6 protein-coding genes are annotated in these 3,311 nt (G+C 41.3%); all 6 read right to left on the bottom strand.

All coding sequences use genetic code 11. The features are described 5' to 3' along the window. Nucleotides 1–81 precede the first annotated feature (81 nt). The 6 genes from VM640_RS08895 to VM640_RS08870 all read right to left on the bottom strand — a co-directional run bounded on the left by VM640_RS08895 (nt 82) and on the right by VM640_RS08870 (nt 3,228). Entirely contained in the window at nt 82–1,011 is a 930-nt protein-coding gene (locus VM640_RS08895) for a 3'-5' exoribonuclease YhaM family protein (RefSeq protein ID WP_325391365.1), read from the bottom strand. Between the two features lie 50 nt (nt 1,012–1,061). Beyond that, nucleotides 1,062–1,325 (bottom strand): hypothetical protein, encoded by a 264-nt coding sequence (locus VM640_RS08890; protein WP_325391363.1) that lies wholly within the window; start codon nt 1,323–1,325, stop codon nt 1,062–1,064. Between the two features lie 239 nt (nt 1,326–1,564). Next, nucleotides 1,565–1,837 (bottom strand): hypothetical protein, encoded by a 273-nt coding sequence (locus VM640_RS08885; RefSeq protein ID WP_325391361.1) that lies wholly within the window; start codon nt 1,835–1,837, stop codon nt 1,565–1,567. After that, nucleotides 1,828–2,304 (bottom strand): hypothetical protein, encoded by a 477-nt coding sequence (locus tag VM640_RS08880; protein WP_325391359.1) that lies wholly within the window; start codon nt 2,302–2,304, stop codon nt 1,828–1,830. Before VM640_RS08880 ends, VM640_RS08885 begins: the two co-directional genes overlap by 10 nt. Nucleotides 2,305–2,322: 18 nt before the next feature. After that, nucleotides 2,323–2,661 carry a hypothetical protein gene (locus VM640_RS08875; protein WP_325391357.1) on the bottom strand — a complete coding sequence of 113 codons (339 nt, stop codon included), beginning with the start codon at nt 2,659–2,661 and terminating at the stop codon, nt 2,323–2,325. A 96-nt stretch (nt 2,662–2,757) separates the two neighbouring features. After that, nucleotides 2,758–3,228: a hypothetical protein gene (locus VM640_RS08870; protein ID WP_325391355.1), complete on the bottom strand. Its 471-nt coding sequence runs from the start codon at nt 3,226–3,228 to the stop codon at nt 2,758–2,760. Nucleotides 3,229–3,311 lie beyond the last annotated feature (83 nt).

The raw sequence follows: 3,311 nt of genomic DNA, 5'->3' as shown, positions 1-3,311 counted from the left end.
GTTTCAAAAGTTAGTGAAGTGTTTTAAAGCAGTTTTTGCATATTTTTTTGATTTTTCTTCAATTTCCTCTTTAAACGACCGTTAAATTCGAGGACAGTAGATTTTTCGATCAATAGAATAGATTTTTGGCGAAAGGCTCCCCGTTTCTGTTTGTTCCATTGCTTTGTTCATATCAAACATCCGTGCATCGATCACATCTAAGTGATGTAAAAGTTCTGCTTCCTTCAGCATCGGTTGTTTAGGACTGCCCCATTCTGGATTTTCGTGGTGCGACAAAATCATGTGCTGTAAAAGCAGTTTTCGCTCGCGGTCCAGACCGCTTAGGTGTTCTATTTCGGCCAGACCCAAAGGAATATGCCCCAGCATTTCTCCTTCCAGCGTATATTCAGTCCCGATGCCGGAACTGTCCGTGTTTAGTTCATAGAGCTTGCCAATATCATGCACGATGATACCAGCATAGAGCAGATCCGTGTTGCATGAATAAATGGTCGTTAGTTTCGCTGCTGCCAGAAGCATCGTCGAGATATGCTGCAAAAGTCCGCCTTTATACGAATGGTGATAGGATTTGGCGGCTGGGTAATAGAGAAGCTGTTCTTTATATTTTTGAAGAATATGCAGGGCTGCTGCCTGAAGCTGCTTATCTGTAATCCCTTCCGCGAATCGAATAACCGTGGCCCACATCTGTTCTGAGGGGTTCGGAGCTGTTGGAATAATCGTCTGCGGTTCATAGACATCTGTTTCCGTGATCTTACGCAATTTGTTGATCTTGAGTTGGAGGTTGCCCCGGTATTCCTGAACATTGGCCTCCGCTTTCACAATATCTCCGAGCTGAGGCGGTTCTCCCTTGACCACTTCAGCAATATCCCACACTTTGGCATTGATCTGGCCGCTGGCATCCAGTAAGGTGAGGTCCAGATATTTTTTCTTAGTCTCGCGCGTCTCTTTTTCAATAATTTCCTTGACTGCGAAAAAACCAACGACCATTTGTTCTTTTTGCAGATCTTTTATCATTTATATGCCCCTCTCATACTTATTTAACTTTTTGGCTAACGGTAAGATTTTTAAATCCATGTTTCTACAATTTGTGGATCGTCGCCTACTGCTCTTGGAAAGCGTGTTAAGCCAGGAGGAATAGCAGCCCTTACTTGTTGTATTGTTTTTCCGATTACAATACAATTTGTAGCCTTTAGACCGTCCGCATCCCACAACCGGACAACATACTGACCCATGTAATCTTTGGGACTAAAATACACGGCATAGTTAGGCAAAGCGATTTCACTTAAATCGACTTGGAAAAAATCGTTGATAATTTTATCTTTAATCACTAAATACCCTCCCCTTTATTCAAATTTCTTTTATTGGCAAACAAAAAGAAGCCACTTAATGTAGCTTCCATGTATTCCTAGATGAAGAGGGTAGGCTTCGCCCACCGACTTTTAATTCCATTTTAGCGCGATTTTTTGATGTTTTCAATACTTTTTGAGAACATTTTATCTAAATGACCTAAAATATTTCTATACTCAGGCTGTTCGTACCCTATTTTTGGGGGGGTGAGCATTCAAAACTACTCATTCTCATTCAAATACTCACTGAGTTCATAGAAATAATTTGTGTCATTTAATATAAAATTTATTTCATCATGATCGATGCCGGATGTTTTTTGACTTTCAACCTTTTCAGGATTCTTTGTTAGGCTATCTAATAAAAAAGCTATTGTGTCAGGTTTAGTTGCAAAATGGGCTATAGATTTATTATCCCTGGAGATTATCTGCACTCGATACACTTGATCTATTTTATAGCTAGGGGGCATCCTGTCACCCGCTTTCTCTAATACCATGAATTCTCACTTTTAACATGCAGCCATTCATTCCGGCCATGGTGTTCGTACTCAAAACGTAGGTATCGGTTGGGTGTACTTTCGGTGATTGCTTCAGGGAACTCTTCAACCAAGTGCGCATAATCTTCATCTTCCCAACTTCGTAAGACTGTTTTCATTCCGTTACGGTCGATAACCGTAACCAGCCCTCCTATGATGGTAAGGTGATCGTCCTCCGGGTTTTCCTTAGCAAGATAGTTTAAATCCTCTACATAATAGATTCCTTTAGGAATTAGGCTCATTCGTGAGTCTAAGCCCTGCCCGTTAAAAAAGTTGACGATAAACTTCTCATAGAGCGATCGATTGACATCATCCAGTCGGTTATACCCATCTATAGCTTTGTGGTCAATCCCATGGGTTTTAAGCAGATCCTCTGGGGTCTTGAGCTTATAATCTGTTAAACCGTTTATCTCGTAAAGGTTTTCCATTTGAAATCTGTTTATGTTCTATAACGCCTTCCTTCTAATTCCAATGGCTTGCATGGCTACCCGGTACAATTCTTCACCCCATACACCCAGCCCGTAAGCCAATTCTACGGAGCCAGAGCTTTTAAACAGGCTCTCTGTCAGTTTTAGCAAAATCCGGTACCCACTAGACCAATCATTATTCCATATCCCTTCCCAGTCGATTCCGTCCGGTGTAATGAATGGCATCCCCTTCTTACGTAGTTCGTTGTCGGCGGTAAGAACATAAAAGGCTGCTTCATACTCAGGATCATTTTCTTTGAATTTACGAGAGACTAGGAGATAAAAGGTTTCTTCGTGTTCATCGTCGATAAAAAACATTTCATATCCCCTTTCGCTTAATTTAAACGCTCGTTCAAATAAAACCATATTCTGTCCCGTTGCTGCGGTAACAAAAAAATAATATTTAAACGAACGTTAGTTTTTCTTCTTCAAGACTTTTGCCTGCCATTGGGTGTACGTTTGCCATTGGCTCGCATGAATCGTATTGAGATCCAGTTGAAAGCCGATATTCCAATCATCCTCTTCGGCCAGATCCTGCATGTTTTCAAGAGAATTGATGAGAGTATTCCTTTCCTCAAGGGTAATAATAATGTCAATCCCGGCTTCTCCTGTTTCTTGGCTCAGTTCCAGGTGTTTCTCAATCCTGGCGATGATCCGCTTGCACTCCTCTTGACCCGCCCGCCACTGGTTCATTTCTTCCTCACATGATGATTTAAGTTCCGTTTCGGTTCGATATTTTAGGCATGCTAAGATGATTTCTGCATCGTATTCGTCCATGGTTAATACGGATCGGAAAGTTTCGGCCTTGCGCATACTTATGTGGCCCTTGACCCCTTTAGCTAATTTAAGGCGGTGACGATTCTGGAACTGTAAAACCTTGCTCATCTTTTTCCTCCTTCTAGTAAATCATTTCACATGCTTTTTTGTCGGTAAATTTTTCGTCCAAACGAAATTTGAGAAAGTGCAAC

The sequence above is a fragment of the Desulfitobacterium sp. genome (assembly GCF_035539115.1).
GTDB lineage: Bacteria > Bacillota > Desulfitobacteriia > Desulfitobacteriales > Desulfitobacteriaceae > Desulfitobacterium_A.
The sequence above is the reverse complement of the archived record's forward strand: the minus strand, read 5'-3'. Positions and strand labels throughout refer to the sequence as shown.